This window comes from Actinomadura verrucosospora, assembly GCF_039540335.1.
Classification (GTDB): domain Bacteria; phylum Actinomycetota; class Actinomycetes; order Streptosporangiales; family Streptosporangiaceae; genus Spirillospora; species Spirillospora verrucosospora.
In genome coordinates this window covers 183039-206380 of the sequence record NZ_BAABEV010000005.1, presented here as the reverse complement: position 1 = coordinate 206380, position 23342 = coordinate 183039, and the positions used below count along the sequence as shown (strand labels likewise).

Here is a 23342-nt window from a genome sequence, read left to right as displayed (position 1 = left end):
CACAGGCTCTCACTGGCCGACGGGTCCGGAGTGACCGTCCAGACAAGAAAAGCGCCTCTGCGCCGGGAAGCTAAGGCTTGTCCCCAAGAAGTATGAACCTCAGCCCCATGGGCCTTCTCGCTGCCGTGTGGCGGGTGGGCTTGTCGAAGCGGGTGAGTGTGCGCCCGCCGCCTGTTGGCGGCGGGCGCACGATGTGGCCGGGGTGGTGGGGATCAGGTGCGCTTGCGGCCCTTGTGGGGGCGGTTCTGGTCGCCGGGAAGGATCTGCCGACGGGTGGCGTCGGCCTGGTCCTGGATGGTGGTCAGGACGTGCGTGGGGAGGTGTCGGGCGCGGAAGTGGTCGACCATGCGGTCGAGGGTGGCGCCGGCGGCGGTGCGGTCGCCGGCCTTGGCGTGGACGGTGGCCAGGCGGCGCATGGCGGCGTTGAGGGTGATGTCGTTGAGGCCGCCCGAGCCGGTGGAGGCGTTGATCGCGGCGGTCAGTTGGGTGACGGCGTCCTCGGTGTCAGGTTGCCGGATGTGAAGCCGGCCGTCGCGGATGTGCTGATAGTGGCGGCCGGCGTTGGCGCCCTGGGCGAGGTGGGAGTAGACGGCCAGGGGGTGGTCGGGGAAGCGGTCCGACAGTTCGGCCAGGGCGTCGTTGCCCGCTTGCAGGGCGGGTGAGTCCGAGCCCAGCAGGGCCATCAGGGTGCCGGCCTGGTCGCCCATGAGCAGTTCACCGGCGTCCTGGTCGTCGCCGGTGAGCGGCAGCCGGATCCGGATGGTCAGGTCGGGTGAGACCACGCGGGAGCCGTCGGGTGCGGTGTAGAGGGCGCGGACGGTGTAGAGCCCGGGGTCGGTGAAGTACTGGCCGTCGGCGCCCGCGCCCAGGTAGGCCGATTCGTACAGGGCGGGCGCCTCGGCGGTCAACGTGGTCAGGGTGTCGTTGCCGTGCCCGCTGCACTGGCGGGCCAGCGGCCGGAACGGCCGGGTGATGCCGGAGGGGGCGGTGATGGCGATGGTGAGGTATTCGCTCTTGGGTGACAGGTCGCGGTGCACGGTGACATCACGGCCGTCGCGGGCGAGTTTGATCTCGACGGTGACCGGCTCGCCATAGGCGAACGGCCGGGCCGACAGGGTGAGGGCCAGGCCGGAGTCGTCGGCGATCGGGTCGCCCATCGCGGCGAGCGCCGGGTCGTTGGTGTTGTAGGCGGCGCTGCCCTGCGCGGCCCAGTTGGCCCCGCCGGGGATGATGTCGTAGCGGAAGGCGTGCCGCAGGTGGGCGAGCTCGTTGGCGGTGAAGGTGAACGGGAACCGGCTCCAGAAGACGTCCCAGCCGCTACTGCCGTCCTCGGCGGTGTACAGGTTCCAGTACTGCATCCATGACAGGTCGCCATGGCCGTTTCTGGGGCCGAGCGGGGCCCCGGAGTCGTTCTTCTGCCACGAGTGCTGCAGGTTGAGGCAGTGGCCGAGCTCATGGACGTACAGGCCCAGGATGAAGTAGCCGGGCTGGCCGCTGATCTGGTCGTAGAAGACGGCCATGCCCTGCCGCTGCTTGCCCTCGTTGACATCGAACATGACGCCCGTGCTGTCGTTGACGTGCCGGCTGGCTACGAACGCCCACAGCTTCCATTGCTCGGTCTCGGCGTGGCCCGAGAAGTTGTGGAGCATCGCGGTGTGCAGTTCGGAGTCCGACCATTTCAGGTCGGTGCCGGCGTCGGCGGTGCCGACCTCGTTGACCGTGCCCGCGGAGCGCAACTCGATGCCCGCCTCAGCGAAGGCGGAGGCGATGGTCAGCTCCCGGTCGACGTAGTCGGGCGGGCCCGCCACCGCGTCGGTGGCGGTGTTGTACGAGGCCAGTGCGGCCCGGTTGGCCATCGTGTCGATCTCCACGTCGATGGTGCGCAGGTGCGTCGACTCGAAGGGCAGATCGTAGGTGGGGACGTTGCCGTCGTCGAAGCGGAACTCTGCCCGCAGGGCGGGGGCGGCGGAGGACTGCGTCACCCGCGGGATTGTGATCTTGGCGGTGCAGCCGGTCCAATCCGGTTTCCACCGCACCCTGCCGGTGGCGGTCACCTCGGTGGCCGAGGCGGCGATCTCCGGCGCGCTGACGCGGAAGGAGTACATGGGGCTCCGCGTCGAGCCGCTGACCAGGTCGAAGTCACCGCTGAACTGGCGCGTCGCGCCCAGGCCGTCCAGATCGACACGCACGGTGACCGGATTGGGCGCGGCCGGAGTGGCCCAGCGGCCCACGATCGGCTTGTACTGCGTGGTGTAGGGCGCGGGCAGCGCGGCCAGCTCGGGCATCAGCGTGGTGAGCGCGCCGGTCTTCTCCGGGCCGGTTTTCCAGTTGAACACGCACCCGTTGCCGCCCTTGACCAGCAGGCTGCGTTTGGCGTCCGACGCGCCCGGCAGCGGCAGTACGTGGTCGTAGTCCCGCAGCCACTCGGCCGGCAGCTTCGCCCAGCCCGCGGTGGGTTGCGCGCCCTCGTAGATCCGGCACTCCCGGGTGCAGCCGTTCCGCCAGTCGATGGTGGCGACCCGTTCGTTCTTGAAGACGTAGGTCGTCCAGTACGGCGACTCGGCCGTGGAGTCCATCAGCAGCGCGTCCACGCCCTCGCGGTAGCCGACGGGCAGCATCGTGCCCCAGGCCGGTAGTCCGTCGGCATGCCTCAACTCGGTGACCGGCCCCTCGCTGCGGACCTTGGTGTCCCAGTGGTACCAGCAGACCCGGTCGCCCTTGAACAGCAGCATCTGCCAGGAACCGCCGGTCATCGGCAGCATCAGCGCGCCCTCACAGGCACTCTTGTACGGTTCGGGAATGCCGTTCAGCTTCCCGCTGTGAATGCTCGTGGCGCCGATCGGCCCGTTGTGGTCCAGGCCCGCCGCGCTGGTCTGCGCCATCTGATCGCCGCGCAGGAACATGGTTTTCCATGCCCCGGTCGGCAGCACCAGCGCCGAGTTGTACCCGGTGTTCTTGATCCGCATGAAGCCCACGAAGAGCAGCCCCTTTGCTGTATCCCAGTTTCCGTCGAACCGGGTTCACGGCACTGTCCCCGCGGCCTTCCCGGCAGGGCAACCGGCGCCCAAGGGCGCTACAGCAACGGACCGAAAACATTAGCCCGAAATTTACTTGCATTTCTGGAGAGGGCCGGTCAGAACGCCCACTTGCGGAGTGATCCGGCTACCACTACGGCATTTCCGGGCCGAAGCGATGCAGGCGAGCCGTCACAACGCGAAACGGGGCTGCTTCCGCCCCTCCCGGTCTACTCATCCGAATTGACCACCAAGTCACCCAGTGTGCTCGCGTCGGTGTTTCAGCCCAGACTGAGGTGAGGCTGCACGGGCGCCTGTCAACTGGGGTGGCCCGTGGGATCGGCGCCGAGACATACCCACCATGGGCCAACACCGGTCATGACGCATTCGGGCCACTGGCCAGGTAGAGCGCGCTCGGCACCTTCCTCGGCAGGTGATCGCACCGCTCTCGCGGGAGCCGCCCGCTGGACCGCGTGGGCCAGGGCCTACAGCGATCAGTGCAACGGGCTTCGGAAACCGGCAGCCCTCGAACCGGGCTGAACTCGTCCCCTGAGCGTCGAGAAACATATTGGATACTTCGACCGTTTATCGAGGCTCACTCTGGCTTTTTTACGGGGTTGTCCATATCAAAGATCCCTATAGTGAACGCGCTGGCCGCTGTGTGAGGCCAGGTCCTGGTTCCGCAGTTCCGGTTCGGAGTTAATACGGGTTCTGACCGTGAGTTGAGGTCACGATCATGATAGTTGCGGCCGGAGTCGGCCAGTAACGAGACATCCGGATATTCCTGATGGCACGGTGAGTATTCCAGGCATCACTGACGGCGATAATCGGTCGTGTTCCGTTGAGCCGTCCGAAGTCCCACGTGGATGGGGGCGCTCATGACACCGGACATCGTGCTGTTCCCGCACTGCGATCTCCACCTGGCCCTGTCCGGTGCGCCGCCGTTGACGCTGCAGGTGTTCGACCGGGTGGTGACGGCCGGTGGGTACACGCTGACGCCGATCGCCCCGGGGGCGATCACCGTGGACTTCTTCGCGCCGCATCGCCCGGTCGGACAGCGGCTTCTCCCGCCGCTGCCGGCGTACAACAGCGCCAACGGGCAGGTCACCGCCGCCCAGCCGGGGGTGTACCTGTTCCAGGTCCGGCGCGGCAGGGACTACATCGTCGGCCGGCTACAGGTGCACACCTCGATCGTGGCCTGGTGGTTCGGCAATGACTCCATCACCACCGCCGTGGACGCCGTGGCGCACGCCCAGCCGTCGATCTACGCCAAGTTCAGCGACGATCCGACCGGTACGGACCTGATCGGCGACATCACCGGGCACGGGTACGTGACGCTGACGTCGGCCGACACCGCCACCTTCGTGGTCACCCCGCAGGGGCGGCTGCGCGGGCTGCGCGAGACCACCGGCACCCCCGGGACCGTGGACCTGACGGGCACCCTCGTCAACCAGACCCAGCGGCTGCCCGTGCGGGTGGTGAACTACGCCAAGCACCGCCGCGACCTGAAGCCGGTCCAGACGCCCAACGTCGCGCACGCGGCCGAGCAGCACAACATCGTCTTCCTCGCGGAAGGGTTCCGTAAGTCCGACGAAGGGACCTTCGACAAGATCGTCACTCGCGTCGTGGACCAGATGTTCGACCAGCCCCGGCATCAGCCGTACCCGATGCTTGAGGGCAGCTTCAACATCTTCAAGGCCTTCGGCGCCTCGCAGGAGCATTGCGCCACCGTCGCTCACCGGATCGCCGACGCGGACCAGACGACGGGGACCGGCGTGCCCATCCCGTTCATCCACCCGGTCAGCGAAAACGAGAACGTCTACACGCTGCGGGACCTGGTCGCCAAGGTCGGGCTGCCGATGCGCAATGAGAACAGGGCCAACCTCAAGGACATCTGGGCGGGGCAGGAGCTGACCGGGTTCGATCGCAACAAGGTGGACGGCCCGCTGCTGGAGGCGTGGAAGAAGCACCAGGGGACCGGGATCCTGCACGCACGCGACACCCTGTTCGGGATGCATCTGGGCTGCCGGTGGGGCGACCGCTCCTCCGGCCGCAGCGCGGCGGTGATCCCGCCCGGAAGCGACCAGCCGGGCACGCCGGGGCTGCGCGAGTTCATCGCCCGGCTCTATGAGTTCTACGAGCCCGAACAGGCGACCAGGGCGTTGACGCCCGATCCCCGCAGGCATCCTCCTGAGCGTTTCGCCGGCCGGGACAGCACCAATCCGGGCAACCTGATCCTGCAGTACCTCGCGGGCCTGGAGTACGCGTTCGCCCCGTTCCATCACATCGGACCGGTGTGGGAGCCCGACGACGCCAACTTCAAGCCCAGCCGCGGACTGGTCGCCCTCATCACCTATGACGAGGTGAACGGCGGCAGCAACGTCAACAACAACACCCTGACGGCGCTGACGACCAACAAGGGCCTCGGGGTGGAGTTCGAGTACGCCGCGGGTGACAAGCGGGTGATGCGGCGCAAGCCGTCGTCGGAGCCCGACGTCAACTTCACCGAGACCGTTGACACGGTCGCGCACGAGTTCGGCCACAGCTTCGGCCTGATGGACGAGTACGAGAACTCCGGGGGAGACGACCCGAACGCGCCCGCGACCTCAACGAACGACATCCTCGGCGACAACGTGAGCATGCTGGGGTTCCTGCGGATCAACCCCGCCCCCGATCGGCAGATCGACGTCACCAAGGTCAAGTGGTTCGCGCTGCCCCGGATGCGCCATTCCGCACGGCTGGTGATCGACTCCGCGCCGGGGCTCGGCGGCATCGAGATCGTGATCGACAAGCGGTACATCGCGCCGTGGCAGAAGGTCGCGGCGCAGAACCCGCCTGCCGAGGTGCACCTGCGCAACTTCCACGTCAGCCCGCAGGGGATCCAGTTGCCGCTGGCCACCGGTTCCGCCCAGGTCCTGACCAACCTGAAGATCGCCCACATCGAGCCCGAGCTGGGCACCATGACGCTCGACGGCCCGGGCCTGCCGCCCGCGCCGTTCCCGACGTTCGCCGCGGGCTCGGCCGTGTACGTGCCGCTGAAGGACGCCGCCGGTCAGCTCCTCACCGTGATCGAGCCGGCGGTGCGCAAACACCTGACCACTCCCACGCCCGCCAACAGGCTTCCGCTGAACGTCGACCCCGACGTCCTGCATCCCAAGCACGAGGTCGACAACCCGAGGTCCATTCCGGACTTCAAAGCGCCCTGCAAGTCCTCGAAACTGATCGGCGTCTACGAGGGCGCGCTCGACTTCGCGGGCGGCTACTACCGGCCGACCGGAGCGTGCAAGATGCGCCGCTCCGACGACGAGGACAACGACGGCGAGTTCTGCTTCGTCTGCAAGTGGCTGATCGTCAACCGGGTCGATCCGGGCTATCACAACATCCTCGACGCGATGTTCTACCCGAAGGCGAAGAAGAATGGCTGAGCCCGGCACGTTCGACAGGCTGGTGGCCGAGCTGGGGCAGGCGCTGCTGCCGCTGCGCGAGGCGCTCGCCTCCCCGGAGGCCTTCATCGCGTTCCTGCAGAAGCTGGGCTGGCGCGCCGAGGACATCCCGCAGCCGCTGCGCGACCTCGGCAGCGGGGTGGAGACCCTCTACGACGGTCTGACCAGGCTGCTCGGCGAGGGCGGCCTCAACGTCGGCGGCTCCGTGGGCGACGGCGAGGCCTCCGTGCAGATCTCGCCCGACGACGTGGGCCGGGTGCTGCGGGCCTTCCAGGACGTGGTCAACGCGATCAAGGCGATCGCGACCGCACCCGACTCGGCCATCCCCGCGCCGCTGCGCGCGGACGGCTTCAAGGAGAAGTTCCCCGGCCAGCTCATCGACTACCTGGTCATCACCTACCTGCAGCGGTACCACCCGTCGATCGGGTTCGGACTGCGCGCGCTGGGCGTGGTCAAGACGGGCTACGCACCGGCTGAGGGCAATCGGCCGCCGTACATGAACGTCCGGCTCGACCTGGCGGACCTGCCCAAGACACTGAGCGAACCCTCGCTGGTGCTCAAGAACGCCTTCGGCTGGGGCGAGGCGGACTTCGACTTCGAGGCGCTGGCCGTGCAGGTCGACAACCTGATGATGGCCCTCGGCGTGGACATCGCCACCGCCGAGATCCCGAAGGCGAGTGCGGCCGCCCTGCAAGGCACCGCTCCCAAGCTGACCGACCCGCCGGTGCGCGGCATCCGGGCGGTCTTCTTCGAACGGGCGCAGGCCTCGGGCCGGATGGCCGCCGAGATGAGGCTGCTGCCGGTGCCGGCGGCAGCCGGGGACCCGCCCGGCCTGGCGCTGATCCCCGCCTTCAACGGCGCGCTGGACTTCAGGTTCCAGCTGGGCGACGACATCGCCCTCACCATCCGTACCGACCTGGATCTGCAAGGCGGGATCGGGCTGCGGGTGCGGCCGGACCGCCCGATCGAGATCATCGTCGGCTTCGCCGGCGGCGGCTCGCCGTCCCACGCCGCCGGCTCGCTGGTGGTCAAGGCGGAGCGCGGCGGCGCCGACGCCGCCCCGATCGTCCTGCTCGGCTCGCCCGGAGCGACCCGGTTGCAGTTCCGCAAGGTCGGCGGCACCGGCGGCATCCGGCTGTCCGACGGTGCGGCGGACGTGTTCGCCGAGTTCGAGCTGGCCGGTCTGGAGTTCGTCTTCGATCCCGGCGAGGCCGACGGCTTCATCGCCAAGATCGTGCCGGACGGCGGCTTCTCCTTCGGGGCCGACCTGACGCTCGGCGTCTCCCAGCGCACCGGCTTCTACTTCCGCGGCACCTCCAGCCTGGAGATCCAGCTGCCCGTCCACCTCGACCTCGGCCCCATCGACGTCCAGTCGCTGACCGTCTCGGCCGCCCCCGGCGCGGACGGCCTGCCGATCAACCTCGGCGCGACGATCAAGGCCGAGCTCGGCCCGATCAAGGCGGTCGTCGAGGAGCTCGGTCTGGCGGCGACCTTCGGCTTCACGTCCGGCAACGACGGCAACCTCGGCCCGCTGGACGTCTCGCTGGGGTTCAAGCCGCCCAAGGGCGCGGGCCTGTCGGTGGACGCCGGGGTGGTCAGCGGCGGCGGTTACCTGTTCTTCGACCCGGCCAGGGGCGAGTACGGCGGGGCGCTGGAGCTGGAGTTCGCCGGGCTCTTCGACGTCAAGGCGATCGGGCTGATCACCACCAGGATGCCGGACGGCTCCACGGGCTTCTCGCTGCTGCTGATCATCACCGCCGAGTTCGGCACCGGCATCCAGCTCGGCTTCGGCTTCACCCTGCTGGCGGTGGGCGGGATCGTCGGGCTGAACCGCCGGATGAACCTGCAGGCTCTGGTGGAGGGGGTGCGGAGCGGCTCGATCGAGTCGGTGATGTTCCCGCGCGACGTGGTGGCCAACGCGCCGCGCATCCTGTCGGACCTGCGCGCGTTCTTCCCACCCGAGCAGGGCACGTTCCTGGTCGGGCCGATGGCCAAGATCGGCTGGGGGACCCCCACGCTGGTCTCGGTCTCGCTCGCGGTGATCATCGAGATCCCCGGCAACATCGCCATCCTCGGCGTGCTGCGCTGCGTGCTGCCCACCACCGACCTGCCGCTGCTGGTCCTGCAGGTGCAGTTCGTCGGCGCGATCGAGTTCGACAAGCAGCGCCTGTGGTTCTTCGCCCAGCTCTTCGAGTCGCGCGTGCTGTTCATGACCCTCGAGGGCGGAATGGGCCTGCTGGTCGGCTGGGGCGACGACCCCGACCTGGTCATCTCCGTCGGCGGCTTCCACCCGTCGTACAAGCCGCCGCCGCTGCCGTTTCCGGTGCCACCCCGCATCCGGGTGGACATCCTCAACCGGCCGGGCGCCCGGATCACCGTCTCCGGCTACTTCGCGATCACCAGCAACACGGTGCAGTTCGGTGCGCGCGCCGAGATGGTGCTGGGCTTCGACGACTTCGGCATCTCAGGGCATCTCAGCTTCGACGCGCTCTTCCAGTTCTCCCCGTTCCGCTTCGTCATCGCCATCTCCGCTGGGGTCTCGCTCAAGGCGTTCGGCGTCGGCCTCTTCGGCATCGACCTGGACTTCCAGCTCGAAGGCCCGGCCCCGTTCCGGGCGCACGGCCGGGGCTCGATCTCGCTGCTGTTCTTCGAGATCTCCGCCGACTTCGATATCACCTGGGGCGAGGACCGTGACACCACGCTGCCCCCGGTCGACGTGCTCCCGCTCCTGGCGGGCGAGGTCGCCAAGCCCGAAGGCTGGCAGACCCGGCTGCCGACCGGCGGCGGCAACCCGCTGGTCACGCTGCGCGCGTTGCCGCCGACCGAGGACCTGGTGCTGCACCCCCTCGGCTCACTGTTCGTCCGCCAGCGTGCGATCCCGCTCGCCGTAAGGCTGGATCGCATCGGCGCGCAGCGGCCGCGCGACGGGAAACGGTTCACCGTCGAGCCCCTGCCCGGCAGCGGCCTCGTGCGCGCCTCCATCACCGCCGACAAGTTCGCGATGGCTCAGTTCCAGGACATGGACGACGCGACCAAACTGTCGCGACCGGCGTACGAGGACCAGGACGCGGGGCTGGAGCTGGTGGCGGCGCAGGGCGCGATCGCCTCCGCCCGCGTCGTCAAGCGCAGCGCCCGCTACGAGCAGATCGTCATCGACAGCAGGCTGCGCCGCCGGCCCGGCACCGTACGACCGCTGACCCGTACGATCGTGCGGGCCGACGGACTCGTCCGCCAGGTCGCCCCCACCGCCGCGCCCACCAAGACGCTGACCAGCGTCAGCCCGGCCGTGTTCACCCGGCTTCTGGAGGGCAGCAGCACCAGCCGTTCACCCCTGTCGCAGCGCGAGGCCGACCAGCGCCGGCCGTACACCCCTGACGAGACCGTGCAGGTCACGGGCCAGCGCTTCGTGGTCGCCCACCTGCGCAACAACGCCCAGGCCTTCCCGCCGGCCTCGCTCGGTTCGGCCGCAGCGAGTTTCCGCAGCCAGGCGGCGGCCGAGGAGGCCCTCGCCGAGTGGGTCATGGCGGACCCCGCGCTCATCGGCCGGCTGCACGTCATCCCCGAATCCGAGGCGGCCGCCCTGCCCGTCGCCCCGCAGTCGTGGACCTCCACCGGCTCCCTGCCGACCCCGGCCATCGCCCCGGCAGCGGTACGGCTGAGCAGCGGCAGGATTCTCGCCGCCGGCGGTCAGGAGGCCGCGGGCAAGCCGCTCGCCGCCGCCGCGCTCTTCGATCCCATCGCCGGGAACTGGGCCGCCGCCGCGCCGCTTCCGGTCGCCCGCGACGGGCACACCCTCTGCCTGCTGCCGGACGGCCGGGTCCTCGCCGCCGGCGGCGTGACCCAGACCGAGCCCCTGGCGACCAACGAGATCTTCGACCCGCTCACCGCGACCTGGAGCAGCGACGTTCCGTCGATGCGCACCGCCAGGTCCGGCCATAGTGCCACCGTGCTGCGCGACGGCAGGATCCTGGTCACCGGCGGCACCGGCGCCCGCGGCAACTCGCTCGCGTCCGCCGAGGTGTACGACCCGGCCAAACGGCAGTGGACCGAGACCGCGATGACCGACCCCCGCTCCGACCACCAAGCCGTACTGCTCGCGGACGGCCGGGTCCTGGTGGTCGGCGGCGTCCTCAAGACCGGCCGGACCAGCGCCGCGCTCGGCTTTTGCGAGATCTACGACCCGGCGACCGGCGAATGGACCCCGACCGGCTCGCTCGCCACACCTCGCGCCGGTCACCAGGCGACGCTGCTCGCCGACGACACCGTCCTGGTGACCGGCGGCGATGCCCCGACCGGCCCGGCGCGCGGTCCGTACGACTCCGCCGCCCTCGCCAGTGCCGAACGCTTCACCGTCGGATCCGGCACATGGACGGCGGTTCGCGACATGCCCGGCGGGCGTACCCGGCACCGCGCCCTGCCATTGCGGTCCGGCCTGGTGCTCGTGGCGGGCGGCACCCGTGCCCCCGCCTTCGACGGCGGCTTCCGCAGTGCGCTGCTCTACGACCCGGCCGCCGGCACCTGGACCCCCGCGAGCGGCCTGGCCACCGGCCGGTGGGCGTTCGCCGTGATCGACCTGCCCGACGGCCGGGTGCTCGTGGCCGGTGGCCGGACCCGCTCGGCCGCTGCCGCCCCGCACCCCGGCACCGACATCCTCACCCCGACCGCCGAGATCTTCACGCCCTGACGACGGAGGCACCCCATGACCAGTCCCACCGCGGCGGCTACCGGACAGTGGACGAGCACCGGGGCCCTTCCCTCCGCGCGCGTGTGGTCCGGCCAGCATGACGGCCCGGTCGTCCTCGCCGGCGGGAAGGTCCTGGTGGCCGGTGGAGCCGGCGCCGCCGGAGAGGCGCTGGGGCAAGTGTCGCTGTACGACCCGTCCGCCAAGACGTGGACGGCCGCCGCCGCGCTGCACACCGCCAGGCGGCTGCACACCGTCACCCTGCTGGGCAGTGGCAAGGTGCTGGTCACCGGCGGCATCACCGGGGCGGCGACGTTCCCGTCCGCCGGACTGGCCTCCGCCGAGGTGTTCGACCCCGCTCAGGGCACCTGGACCGCGACCGGCAGCCTGAAGACCGGCCGGTGGGGGCACAGCGCGGTGCTGCTGCCCGACGGCAAGGTGCTCGTCGCGGGCGGCTGCACCACCCGGTCCGGGCAGTCGGTCAAGGCGCTGCGCTCGGCCGAGGTCTACGACCCGGACACCGGCGCGTGGACGGAGGTCACCGCGATGACCGACGCGCGCTGCGGCCACCCGGCGCTCGTGCTCAACACCGGCAAGGTGCTGGTGGTCGGCGGCAGCGCACCCGTGTCCCGCGAGACCGACGCGGCCCTGGCCTTCTGCGAGCTGTACGATCCGGCCTCGGGCACCGGCGGTACCTGGACGCCGACCGGGAGCCTGCTGGTGGCGCGCAGCGGGCACCAGGCCACGCTGCTCCCGGACGGCTCCGTCCTGGCCAGTGGCGGCAGTCCTCCGGGCGCACCGGGCAACGGCACCTTCGACCCGTTCAGCAGGGCCACCGCCGAGACGTTCAACCCCGTCGCGGGCGTGTGGAGCGCGGTGCAGGACATGCCCGCCGGGCGCGGCCTGCATCGGTCGGTCTCCCTGGGCGGGGGCAAGGTGCTGGTGGCCGGCGGCACCGACACCCCGGACAACGGCGTCGGCTACGCCAGCGCGCTGATCTTCGACGCGGCCACCCGGAACTGGAGCCCGGCGGGCGGTCTGGCGGTGGGCCGGTGGGGGTTCGCCGCCGTCCCGCTGACCGGCGGCACGGTACTGGTCACCGGCGGCATCGCCCGCGCGGGCCTTGCCGCCGCCGGCCCCGGCGCCACCGAGGTCACCGCCACCAGCGAGATCTTCGGCACCGGCCCGGTGACACCGTGAGCAACGCGTACTCCTTCCTGCCGTGGCTGCGGACCGGCCTCAGCACCCGGATCACGACCGATCCGGGCACCGCCGACCGGGCGGTCATCCCGGTCAAGCTGCGGCTGACCGGGGACGGCGTGTCCGGCGGCACGATCACCCGCGACGTCGAGAAGGCCGTGCAGATGTACGGGCCGGGCGACGTGGTGGGGGTCGATCCCCGGGTGATCTCGCGGGTGGAGCCGCGGCCCTGGATCACCAACGTGGAGCCCAACTACCTGGCGCACATCGAGTTCTACGACGAGGGCCTGCCGTGGAGTTACAGCCCGGCCCCGCCCGACGGGGCCACCAAGCGGCTGCTGCCCTGGCTGGCGCTCGTCGTGCTCGCCGGGGCGGCCGAGCCGGCGGGCGACCCGGGCGCGGAGTTCACCGAGGGCGCGGTCGCCGGGCGGCCGCTGCCGTCGATCCAGGTCAAGGACCCGGCCGGGACGCTGCCGCCGCCGGGCCAGCTCGGCGCCTGGGCGCACGTGCACGTCAACGGCGCGCTGGACGGCCTGGTCGCCAACGACGATCCCGCCGGTGCGCTCGCCGTCCTGCGCCAGGTGCTGATCACCAACGCCGATCTGGCGTGCTCGCGGCTGATGTGCCCGCGGCGGCTCAAGCCCGACACCGGCTACCACGCGTTCCTGGTCCCCGCGTTCGAGACGGGCCGCCTGGCCGGGCTCGGCCTGGACCCGGCCACCGCGCCCGGCGCGCTGCACTCCAGCTGGGGCCCCGACTACCCAGGCCGCCCCGAGCCCGCGACGTTGCCGTACTACCACCGCTGGTTCTTCGGCACCGGCAGCGCGGGCGACTTCGAGTACCTGGTCCGGCTGCTGGAGCCCCGGCCCGCCGACCCGGCCATCGGCCGCCGCGATCTCGACGTGCACAACTCGGCCGGGCCGGGGCTGCCGCCCATCACCAGCCCGGCGGAGCTGCACGGCGTGCTCAAGCTGGGCGGCGCACTCCAGTCGCCCAACCGTCCCAAGGGCGACGTTTACGACAAGTGGGACGAGCCGTACCCGCATCCGTTCCAGAAGGCCCTCGCTGGACTGGTCAACCTGGCCGACGCCTACCTCGACCAGACCCCGGCCGCCGCGCACGCCGCCCACGGGGTGCAGGACGTGGCGGGCGAGGTCGACCCGATCATCACCCCGCCGCTGTACGGGCGCTGGCACGCCCCCGCGAACCGGCTGCTGACCGAGCGTGACGGCAGCCCGATCACGCCCGACCGCAACTGGGTGCACCGGCTCAACCTGGACCCGCGCTACCGCGTCGCCGCCCACCTGGGCACCCGCGTCGTCCAGGAGCGGCAGGAGGAGTTCATGGTCGCCGCCTGGGCGCAGGTCGGCGACGTGCTGGCGGCCAACGCCAAGATCCGCGCCGCCCAGCTCGCCCGCGAGGTCGGGACCGTGCTGCAGGCCAAGCATGTGGAGCCCGCCGGCGCACCGATCATGCTGGCCGGGGAGCCGGTGCCGTCCGGCAAGGCCCTCGTGCTCACCGCTCCCGCCAACTCGCGGGTGACCACGCGTGATCGGGCTCTGCGCGGGGCGGCGGCGGTCGAGGGCGAGCGGGTCGCGGTCGGGTTCCACGTGGCGCGCAGCCGCGTGACGGCCGCGCCGCTGTCCCCGCCGATGCGGCGGATGCTGCGGCCGGGGCGGCTGATCCGCGACCTGCCGTTCAGTGAGACCACGCCGCCCGACGCGCTGATCCCGCGGATGGACGACCCGGACGACCCCGTGACGGCGGCCGCCGCCAAGGAGACTCCCGACGCGGTGGTGACGACCGAGCAGCTGACCGATGTCCTGCACCCGGCACCACCGCCGATCGGGCTCACGGCCGCCATCGAGGCCGACCCAGCCGATCCGGTCGACCGGCTTCCGCGCAGCGCCGACTTCCGGATCACCTTGCCGGGCGACACGTTCGTCCCCTCCGAAGGCGGAGCCGACAGCGAGGAGGCCAAGCGCTTCAAGGACGGGCTGCGCGACATCTACCGGGGCTGGCACGCGGCGGGCGTCGGCGGCCGGACCGAGGGCGGCGACGAGCCGCTGAACGTCCGCGCTACCACCGATGCGATGATGACCGGCCTGCGCGCCGAGAAGACCGTGCCCACCAGCCTGCTGACGTCGGTCAGCCTGCCGGAACGACTGCGGTCGTTCGCCGAGCGGTTCATCGAGGCGATGGCGTATCCCGTCATCGACCTGCCGATGTACAAGGCGCTGCTGGACCTGTCGGTGGACTACTTCGCCCCGAACCTCGGGCTGATCCCGCGGAACACGGTGACGCTGCTGGAGACCAACCAGGAGTTCATCGAGTCCTACCTCGTCGGACTCAACCACGAGATGGCCCGCGAGCTGCTCTGGCGCGAGTACCCCACCGACCAGCGCGGCTCGCCTTTCCGGCAGTTCTGGGACACGCGCGGGGGCGTGAAGCAGTACGACATCCAGCCGCTGCACACCTGGCCGAAGGCCGCCGAACTCGGCGAGAACGACGCGCGGGAGACCGGCGAGCAGGCCGACGACCTCGTTCTGGTCATCCGCGGCGACCTGCTGAGGAAGTATCCGAACGCCGCCATCTACGCGCACCGCGCCCGCTGGCAGCCCGAGGCGGGACCGCCGGACCCGGCCCAGGAACGGGTTCCGGTCGAACTCGCAGACCCCGCGCACCCGACGCTGGAGGAGATCAGGCTCCCGCTGTACGAGGCCAAGGTGGACCCCGACCTGACCCTGCTCGGCTTCGACCTGACGGCGGCCGAGGCCAAGGGCGACTTCGCCACCGGCGCGGCGGGCTGGTTCTTCGTGATCCAGGAACGTCCCGGCGACCCCCGGTTCGGCGCGGACGAGGGCCCGCCCACCCCGGTCGAGGTGTGGAACGACCTGACGTGGGCCGACGTGGATCCGGGCGGGACCGGGTTCATCCGGCTGGACGCGAGCACTGTGCAGGTCCCGCTCAAGGACTTCGACGACCCCGCCGCCGATGCAGAGAAGAACGACCAGCACTTGGAGGACGCGTTCCTGCCCGTCTGGCACGGCGGGCTGAGTTCCGCCGACGTGGCCTACATGCTGTTCCAGGCTCCGGTGCTGATGGCCGTCCACGCTCAGGAGATGCTGCTGTGACCGCGCTCAGCGACGACTTCCCGGTACTGCTCGGCCCGGTCCGGGTGGAGACCCGGTTCACCGCCACCGAGCTGCTGGTACGGATCTTCCCGGACGAGTGGTGCACCGATAAGTTCGAGCCCAAGCCGACCCGCGCCGAGATCGCCGCGGTGGACGCGTACTGGACGGCGCACTGGCGGACCGGCGGGAACGCGGTGGCCGAGCAGGCGGCCTGGCAGGAGCTGGTCGCTCGGGTGCCCGGCGGCCGGGCCGGCTGGCTGCTGCGGACCCGTACCCCCGCCAACCTCGCCGACCGGCCCGTGACGGTGCCGGAGGGCGCGACCGTGCTGGTGGTCGTGACCGGCCAGGCCGTACCGGCCGCGGACCGGCAACCGACCGTCACGTACTGGACGGCGGTGTGGCGCGCGCACGGCGACCGGGCCAAGCTGCGCGCCGCCGACACCGCGCTGCGCGCCGACGTCGGGGCCGGCCGGGCGGACACGATCCGGACCCGGCGGCCGGTGGGCGTTGACGCCGCGCCTACCGCCGTCGACGACGCGGTGATGGTCGCGTTCCTCGTGCTGCCGCCGCCGGCCGCGGGAAGCCTGGCCGGGCAGTCGTGGACCCAGGCGGCGAAGGCCAGGCTCCTGCCGGACCGCTTCACCGTGCTCGGATACGTGGGCGGCGAGCGGGTGCTGGCGGCGACCGGCGAGGCGGTGCCCGACGCGCTCGCGGTCAGCCCCGACCCCGAGGCCGACGCCGACGAACAGCTCAAGGTGGATGAGCGGACCGGCGCGCTGCGGGTGCCCGACGAGCTCCAGTGGCTGACCGACTTCGGGCGGGCGGTGACACTCGGCATGGGCCTGCGCATCCCGCTCACCCCGCAGATCCGCAACGGCCTGGACCGGCTACTGGTGTTCGGGCTGCGGGAGCGGTCCGGCCCCGAGCAGACGGCCGTCCAGCTGGCCGACCTCATCACCCGGCAGCTGCGCAGCCCGTCCGGGTACGGGCTGCTGCCACAGGGCACCCCGACCAACAACAGCGAGGCCGCCCCCGCCGGGCAGGACCGCCGCGCCGAAGCCCAGGCCGCGCTGCGCACCGCCTTCGGGTTCGCGGCGGCGGACGCGCCTGACGACTGGCGGACCCGGACCGACGGGCAGTGGCTGGCCGACCTGCTCGGCATCGACCCGGCCGTGCTGACCGGCATGCCCAACGCCGACGGCACTGACCAGCGTGACGCCCGCGCGGCCAACGTCGCCCTGTGGCCGGCGACCTGGGGCGCGTACCTGCGCGGCATGATGCATCCGATCCTGTCCGAGCAGGCGGTCGACCAGACGCGCGAGTTCTTCGTGCGGTACGTGTCGGGGCGCGGCCCGGTCCCGGCGGTCAAGATAGGGCGGCAGCCGTACGGCATCCTGCCCACCACCGCCTTCTCCAAGATGACCTTCCCGGAAGGCGCGACGCACCGCCGCGGGCTGTACAAGCTCCTCAGCGTGGCGGCGGGGGACTGGCAGAAGGCCCTCGCGAAGGTCAGCTACCTGGGCAAGGGCGGCGACCCCCACCAGCTGCTGCTGGACATCCTGGCGCTGCATCCGACGTCGGCGGAGTTCTACCAGCGGTACGCGCAGAGCGTCGAGGACATCTTCAACCGGGAGAACCTCAACAGCGGCGGCCCGCGCGTCATCCCCGCGCTGGACCAGCTCAACATGCCGCAGCCGATCCGTGCCCTGCTCAACCGCCTCGGCTATGCCGTCCCGCCTGGAGCCGACCCGGAGGTGATCCGGCGGCTGTTCGTGGGCGACCAGTATCCACTGCTCGGACCGCTGGTCGACGACCGGCCGCTGTCGGAGACCGACCACATCCGCGCGTACCTTCCCGACGGCGGCAACTACCTGCACTGGCTCGCCCAGCACGCCGAGCAGGACCTGGAGACCGTCCGGCTCGAACTGGGCTTCAACGGTGACAAGCCGCCCGCGGCGCTGCTGTATCTGCTGGCGCGGCACGCGGTCCTGCTCGCCTGGGAAGACGCCGCCCGCCGCCTGGCCGCCGGAGCCGGGAGCACGGTGCCACCCGCGCGCGATCCGCTGTTCGTCCACGTACGTCCCAACCGGCCCGGCGCACCCCCGGTGGACAGCGAGAGCCGGTTCCGCCAGCTGTACTCGCCGGACCGAGCCATCACCGGCAGCCCGGACCGGCTGGTGGCGAGCTTCATCCCCGAGGTCATCAGGCAGAGCCCGGCCACCGTGCAGCTCGCCGAACAGATCGACGCGCTGGAACACCTGGCCGGGCTGCCGACCGCCCGGCTGGAACGGGTGCTGACCGAGCACCTGGACTGCGCGACGTACCGGCTCGACGCCTGGCGCTTGGGGCTGGTCAACGAGCGGCTCGCGGAGCTGCGCTACGGGGCGTCCGGCACGGGACCGGCCCGGCGCGGCATCCACCTCGGTGCGTACGGCTGGCTGGAGGAGGTACGGCCCAAGCCGCGCCCTGGCATGACGCCGGTCGAGCTGAGCGGCGACCTCGGGCAGCTGTTCAACCCGCCGGGCACGCAGCCGCTGATGCACGACAAGGCCAACGGCGGATACATTCACGCTCCCTCGCCCGCGCAGGCCACGACCGCCGCGGTCCTCCGCGCCGGATACATCGCCAACGCCAGTCCCGCCGACCGGCACACGTTCGCCGTCAACCTGAGTTCCGAACGGGTCCGGGTGGCGCTGAACCTGCTGGACGGGCTGCGGCGGGGACAGTCGCTGGGCGCCCTGCTCGGCTACCGGCTCGAACGGGCCCTGCACGACCGGTATCCGGATGCCGAGCTGGACTCGTTCATCACCGCGCTACGCGGGGCCTTCCCGCTGCGGGCCGGGCGCATCGAGGAGACCGAGCCGTCCCCCGGCACCGCCGTCGAGCTGGTCGAGGCCCGCAACGTCATCGACGGCCTCGAACTCGTGCGGCGGGTGACCCAGGTGCCCGGCGCGGACGTCTACCCGTTCGGCGCCCAGGGGCTCCCGGACCCCGACGCCGACCAGCGCAGGGCCATCAACGAGGAGGTGCACCGGCTCCTCGACACCCACGACGCGCTGGCGGACCTGGCGGTGGCCGAAAGCACGCACCAGGTGCTCGCGGGCAATCCCGAGCGGGCGACGACGACCCTCGACGCCTACGCGAAGGAAGGGGTCGCGCCCGAACCCGAGGTGGTCCGGACACCGCGCAGCGGCACCACCTTGACCCATCGGATGGCTCTGCAGCTGACGCCGGGCATCCGGCCGGGCCACAGCGCACCGTCCGTGCAGGGCGAAGGCCCGCGCGCCAAGGCCGAGCCCGCCGTGGACGACTGGCTGCCCACGCTGCTGCCCGACCAGCGGGACGTGGCCGCGCTGGTCACCTGGACCGACCCGGTCAACGGGGTGGCCCGCAGCAGCGTGGTCACCCAGCGGGACCTGCGGCTGCGGCCGATCGACCTGCTGTGGGCGGTACGGCCCGCCAGCGAGGCGTCGATGACCGATCTGGACGACCGGATCATCGGCGTGGTCGCCACCCGCGACCAGCCACGTCCGGACGCGCGGCTGGTGATCGAGCACACCAGGCGCATCACCGGCAAGGTGACGTTCTTCGAGCTGTCGCCACTGATCGCGGCTCTGCGTTCGCTGCTGACCACGTCCCGGCCCGTGCGGCCCACCGACCTGATCCCGGCCGCCGGGGACGCCCCGGTCGACCGCTCCGCCGACGCGGCCGTGACGCTGCCCCGCGAGCGGCTGGTGGCGGTGCGGGACGCGCTGGTGGCGCTGCGCACGGCCGTCACCGGCTACCTGAACGACCTCGGGCCACTGTTCCCGGAGCCGCCTGCGCCGGTCCGGCGCAGCGAGTTGATCAGCGGCATCGACGCGTTCCTGCGCCGGTACGGGGATCTGATCGCGACGGCGGGCGGGTTCGGCATGGTGCGCAGCGGCTGGGGCGAGGCCGCCGGGTGGCGGCGGGACCGCTACACCGAGGTGCTCGCGGCCGTCGACGAGGTCGCCGGCCGGATGGCCAAGGCGCTGGCCGACGCCAACGCGCTCATCGCCGCTTACGACGCGCTCCCTGCGGCCACCGTGGCCCCGGAGCGGTTCCGGCTGCTGGAGCGGATCGAGCGGCTGCTGACCACCACGCCGACCGCGCCGCGCCCGAACACGCCCCAGCGGCTGCGCTCGATCATCAACAACCGGCGGCAGGTGTTCCAGAACAAGCTGCGGGATCTGCGCGAGGTCGCCGGCACCGGCCAGAAGACGCTGAGCGGGCTGCTGGCCGAGGTCGCCGCACTGCTGCCGCTGACCGGCTTGGACCCGGCCGGGCTGACGCTGAGCCCCCACCAGGACCTGGTCGTCGCGTACGGGAAGGAACTGCTGGACCGGGCACGAGCGCTGCAAGCGGAAATCGTCGAGCGGCTGGCCGCCACCGACGCGGCGCTGATCGAGCACGATGCGGCGGTGCCCGGGCCCGACCGGGTGGAAGCCGCGCTCGACACCCTCAAGGCGCTGCTCGGCGAGGACGTACTGGCCGTACCGCAGTACACCCCGTCGGCCGCGCTGGCCTCGGACTGGAAGAAGGCCCGCGACGACAGCGGCGACCTGATCGAGCACCTGGAGGACGCGGGGCGCGACTTCCCGGTGGACGACTGGCTGCACGGCATCGCCCGGGTCAGGGAGAAGCCGCGGCTGTGGGAGCAGGTAACGATCCTGAGCGACGCGCTCCGCCGTGACGGGGGACTGCTCGGCCATCTGCCCGGCTTCGAGGAGCCTGAGCTGGTGCCGATCCAGCTGCCGTACCGGACGGACGACCACTGGCTGGCCATGGAGTTCGCGCCGGGCACGACGCTGGATGAGGACCGGCTGCTGTTCACCGCGCACTACGCCGCCAAACCCACTCCGCCGACCGTCGACTTCTGCGGTCTGCTGCTGGACGAGTGGACCGAGGTCATCCCGGCGCAGAAGGAGACGACCGGGATCGCGCTGCACTATGACAAGCCCGACTCCGAGCCGCCGCAGGCCATGCTGCTGGTCACCCCGCCCACCCGTACCGGGACGTGGAACGCCGACGACCTGGTGGCGGCGCTGCACGAGACGTACGACCTGATGAAGGCCCGCGCCGTCGAGCCCGCGCACCTGGACGAGACCGCCTACGCCCACCTGCTGCCCGCCACGCTGGTGTCGGCCGCCAGCAAGCCGATCACCATCGGCACCGACTTCGCGACCAACAATCTGCGCGGGAAGAACCCATGACAGAGCGCATCGAGAACCTGCCGAAGGCCCTGGCGGAGCGGGAGTTCCCGACCGTCGGCCTGTGGAACCGGCTGGAGGGACGTCCCCGCACGGCGGACTTCGAGCGGGCCCTGCGCGTGGAGGTGCGGGACGCCCTGTGGCTGCTCACCCGGCAATGGCAGCTCGGCGAGTTCCGCGGCTCCGACGCCGGGACGCCGGTCACCGCCATGTACTCGGTGGGGATGGCGGTTCCGAGCCGGTTCCAGTCCGCGTTGGGCGGCTCGGCTGAGAATCTGCCCGCCGACCGTCCGTTGGAGGACGTCGCCGAGCGCCGGGCGCTGCCGTTCGCCTTCGGGCCGGAGCGGATCTCGTACGATCTGCGCCTTGCCATCGGCCGCCGCTGGCTCAAACTGATGAGCCTGCACCCGCAGATCCACCACCATCGGCAGGACTTCGTCGAGCTGTATCCCATCGCACTGCCGTCCCCGGCCAGCGACGCCGACACCCCGCGGGTGGCCCACCCCGAGGTCTGGTCCACGCTGCAGGCCGTCGCCGGCCGCCGGATGGACGGGTACGAGCTGTACCTTCGCATCAAGGCGGGGCATGAGGCCGCCGACGGCATCGACCATGTCGCGCCCCCGCACCGCAGGCTGATCAACGAGCTGGGCGTCCGGCTGGTCGGCTGGTTCGACGGCCTGATCGATCAGCCCGCGGGCGACGCCACCTGGGATCCGCGCCGCCTGGAGCATCGGTTCTCGGTCGCCGCGGGGCAGCCGGGGGGCGCGGAGAAGGTGCTGACCGCACAGGAGTATCCGGGCGGCGAGCTCGACTGGCATGCCTTCTCCGTCGACCCCGGCACCCGGGTGGGCGGGGCCGCCGCACCGCCCGCCCCGATCAACCGCACGGTCTTCCCGGCCCCGGTGCGCTACTCCGGCATGCCGCTGCCGCGCTGGTGGGCGGTGGAGGACGGCAAGACCAACTTCGCCGCCGTCCGCCCGGACCGCACCGACATGGCCCGCCTGGTCGTCCTGGAGTTCGCCCTCGTCTACAGCAACGACTGGTTCTACCTGCCGTGCGACCTGCCCACCGGAACGCTGGCCTCACTGCGCGGCCTGGCCGTCACCGACGTCTTCGGCCAGCGCCTGTGGATCACGCCCGCCGGTGCGGGGCCCGACAACGACTGGCAGCGCTGGTCCATGTTCACCCTGGACACCATCGGCTCGGACGCCGTCCCCGCCGACACGGGCCTGTTCCTCGCCCCCACCGTCCCCAAGGTCGCCGACGGACCCGTCCTGGAAGAGGTCGACCTCATCCGCGACGAGAACGCCAACATGGTGTGGGGCATCGAGCAGACCGTACGGCTGCCCACCGGCCCGGGCCGCCGCGGCGGCGAGGTCGCCGCCGAGATCCTCGCCCAGCGCCGCCGCCTGTTCCCGCCCACGCCCCCCACCGCCCCGCTGGCCCCCATCGCCTACCTGGCCATGACCTCGGTCCCCGGCCACTGGATTCCGTTCATCCCCGTGCACGTCCCCGGCGACAGCCGCAAGATCCAGCTCCAGCGCGCCGCCATGCCCAGCGAGATCGACGCCAAGCCCGTCCGCCCCCGCACCACGATCCTCCGCGAGGGCTTGGACGCCGCCCCGCAACGCTCGTACTTCCTCAACGAAGAAGAGGTCCCGCAGACCGGCACCAAGGTCACCGTCGCCTACAACCGCACCCGCTGGGGCAACGGCCGCGTCGCCGTCTGGCTCAGCGCCCGCCGCGGCGCCGGCCGCGGCGAAGGCTCCAGCGGCCTCACTTTCGACCTCCCCGCCGGCACCGAACCCCTGACCTGAAGCCGAACCGTTCCATCACAGATGTTCGGCCAGGGCACGAGAAAGGGGGCGAAATGGAGGGCAGCCTTCGCGGCCGAAGTGGGGGAGTTGGTGGCCGACACCGTCGAGCTTCCGCTGCCGCCGGAGACCCAGGCGAAGCTGCGCAAGGTGAATTCCACCCTTCGGACGATCAGATCGCCGACCTGTTCAAGGGGTTCACAGGCAACAGCCCTCTGGGTGGCGATCAAACGTGAAACGATGACGAACTTTCTGGTGATCATAATTCGGGAAATGTGCGGGGAAGGGAGCGCCCGCACCGCGCCCGGTAACGACTCGGACAATGGCGCCTCGTACGCGGCTGGATCGTCCCGGTTCGAGCAACTGGTCCATCCTGTGGCCTCACGCCAGCCTCCCTGCAGCGCCCCGGGATACCACACCGTCGCCAGTGGGCGTCTTCCCTGAGTCATCGCCATCTCTTCCAGCACGCCGGCTCATGTTCAGGTGGGAAGGAGCCTCGCCCCGATTCGGGGCTCTCTGGCGCGGGGCTCGCACGGAGTGCCCGCAGTCCGATCGGGCGCACCCCGCCGACGGTCACGGTGGGGTACCCGTGGCCGCCGTCTACCTCTTCCCCGAAGCGGGCCCACGGCGATCCTAGCTCCGCTGCCGGCGCCGCACCGGGGGGCATGAGTGACGTTCCGGACGCCACGACGCTGTTCTCCAGGGGTGCGAAGCCGGCCTCGTCGACGATGATCAGGTCTGGGCGCGGCGGGGTCTCGATGATGCGGCCGACGGAGTCGCCGCCGTCCTGCGGTAGAGGGTGGCGACCAGGTCGGCGGCGGCGCG

General features: G+C 71.3%; 7 protein-coding genes. 6 read left to right on the top strand and 1 reads right to left on the bottom strand.

What is annotated here, in order from left to right:
* Positions 1 to 212: 212 nt before the first annotated feature.
* On the bottom strand, positions 213 to 2966 hold the full coding sequence (locus tag ABD944_RS08275) for a hypothetical protein (RefSeq protein ID WP_345174029.1): 2754 nt from the start codon (positions 2964 to 2966) through the stop codon (positions 213 to 215).
* A gap of 926 nt (positions 2967 to 3892) precedes the next feature.
* Between ABD944_RS08275 and ABD944_RS08270 the strand changes: the two genes are divergently transcribed.
* Genes ABD944_RS08270 through ABD944_RS08245 form a run of 6 tightly spaced genes read left to right on the top strand, consistent with a single transcriptional unit; the run spans position 3893 to position 22520 of the window.
* Positions 3893 to 6439, top strand: a complete 2547-nt coding sequence (locus ABD944_RS08270; RefSeq protein WP_345174028.1) for a hypothetical protein — start codon at positions 3893 to 3895, stop codon at positions 6437 to 6439.
* The gene (locus ABD944_RS08265; protein ID WP_345174027.1) at positions 6432 to 11141 is read left to right on the top strand and encodes a DUF6603 domain-containing protein; all 4710 of its coding nucleotides are present in this window, start codon (positions 6432 to 6434) and stop codon (positions 11139 to 11141) included. Before ABD944_RS08270 ends, ABD944_RS08265 begins: the two co-directional genes overlap by 8 nt.
* 15 nt (positions 11142 to 11156) lie before the next feature.
* On the top strand, positions 11157 to 12338 hold the full coding sequence (locus ABD944_RS08260) for a Kelch repeat-containing protein (RefSeq protein WP_345174026.1): 1182 nt from the start codon (positions 11157 to 11159) through the stop codon (positions 12336 to 12338).
* Entirely contained in the window at positions 12335 to 15472 is a 3138-nt protein-coding gene (locus tag ABD944_RS08255) for a hypothetical protein (protein ID WP_345174024.1), read from the top strand. The genes ABD944_RS08260 and ABD944_RS08255 overlap by 4 nt, the downstream gene beginning before the upstream one ends.
* Positions 15469 to 20706 (top strand): hypothetical protein, encoded by a 5238-nt coding sequence (locus ABD944_RS08250; protein ID WP_345174022.1) that lies wholly within the window; start codon positions 15469 to 15471, stop codon positions 20704 to 20706. Before ABD944_RS08255 ends, ABD944_RS08250 begins: the two co-directional genes overlap by 4 nt.
* Entirely contained in the window at positions 20703 to 22520 is a 1818-nt protein-coding gene (locus ABD944_RS08245) for a hypothetical protein (RefSeq protein ID WP_345174020.1), read from the top strand. The genes ABD944_RS08250 and ABD944_RS08245 overlap by 4 nt, the downstream gene beginning before the upstream one ends.
* Positions 22521 to 23342: the final 822 nt, after the last annotated feature.

Bases quoted from the DNA above. Each gene is read 5' to 3' on its own strand.
- ABD944_RS08275 (WP_345174029.1), bottom strand. From the start codon at position 2,966: ATGCGGATCAAGAACACCGGGTACAACTCGGCGCTGGTGCTGCCGACC.
- ABD944_RS08270 (WP_345174028.1), top strand. From the start codon at position 3,893: ATGACACCGGACATCGTGCTGTTCCCGCACTGCGATCTCCACCTGGCC.
- ABD944_RS08265 (WP_345174027.1), top strand. From the start codon at position 6,432: ATGGCTGAGCCCGGCACGTTCGACAGGCTGGTGGCCGAGCTGGGGCAG.
- ABD944_RS08260 (WP_345174026.1), top strand. From the start codon at position 11,157: ATGACCAGTCCCACCGCGGCGGCTACCGGACAGTGGACGAGCACCGGG.
- ABD944_RS08245 (WP_345174020.1), top strand. From the start codon at position 20,703: ATGACAGAGCGCATCGAGAACCTGCCGAAGGCCCTGGCGGAGCGGGAG.